The organism is Streptomyces sp. SAJ15 (assembly GCF_007595705.1).
GTDB lineage: Bacteria > Actinomycetota > Actinomycetes > Streptomycetales > Streptomycetaceae > Streptomyces.
This window is the reverse complement of sequence record NZ_NISY01000044.1, coordinates 1-906: the sequence shown is the minus strand read 5'-3', so window position 1 is coordinate 906 and position 906 is coordinate 1. Positions and strand designations below refer to the sequence as shown.

Sequence of the window (906 nt, the reverse complement as noted above, 5' to 3'; positions counted from 1 at the left end):
GGCAGGGCCACCCGCTGGGCGCCGCTGCCGGCGTAGAACGCGGACCAGTCCACGCCCACCCCGGCCACATGCGCCTCGGCCAACGAGGTGGCGAACCGCTCCATGCCACCCTCGTCACGGCGCAGCGACCCCACGACCCCGACCCGGTCCTCCGCGCCATGCGCCGCCGCGGTCTCCTCGACCGCCATCGTCAACACCGGATGCGGAGACATCTCGACAAAGACCTGGGCTCACCGGCGATCACCACCGCGGCAGGACCGTTCACCGCCGCGACCGACACCCGACCCCGATACGGAACGAGCAACTCCTCCACCCGCTCCACCGGCAACGCCACCGACACCATCCCACCCAGACCCGCCAGACGCTCACGCACCAGACGACTCCGCAACGCCACCACCCGAGCACCATCACCCAGCGACAGACCACCGGCCACACACGCCGCGGCGATCTCACCCTGCGAGTGACCCACCACCGCCGACGGCTCCACCCCATACGACCGCCACACGCCACAGCCCGGCCAGGGACACCATCACCGCCCACAACGCGGGCTGCACCACATCCACCCGCTCCAGCGACGGCGCCCCCTCCACCGACCGCAACACATCCTCAAGACGCCAATCCACGAACTCCGACAGCGCCTCACCACACGCCGCGATCGACTCCGCGAACACCGACGAGGAGTCCAACAACTCCACCGCCATACCCACCCACTGAGCACCCTGACCCGGGAAGACGAACACCGCCTTCCCACCCACCGACCTGCCCTCGACCACCCCGTCCACCGGCTCACCAACGGCCAGGGCCTCAAGCCCGGTCAGCAACCCCGCACGATCCGAAGCCACCACCGCCGCACGACGCTCCAACTGCGCCCGCGTCGTCACCGACGAGAAGCCGACGTCCAGCAGC

General features: G+C 70.2%; 1 pseudogene. It reads right to left on the bottom strand.

What is annotated here, in order from left to right:
- A pseudogene (locus tag CD790_RS34240) lies at positions 1-902 on the bottom strand (acyltransferase domain-containing protein); the annotation flags it as partial.
- Positions 903-906 lie beyond the last annotated feature (4 nt).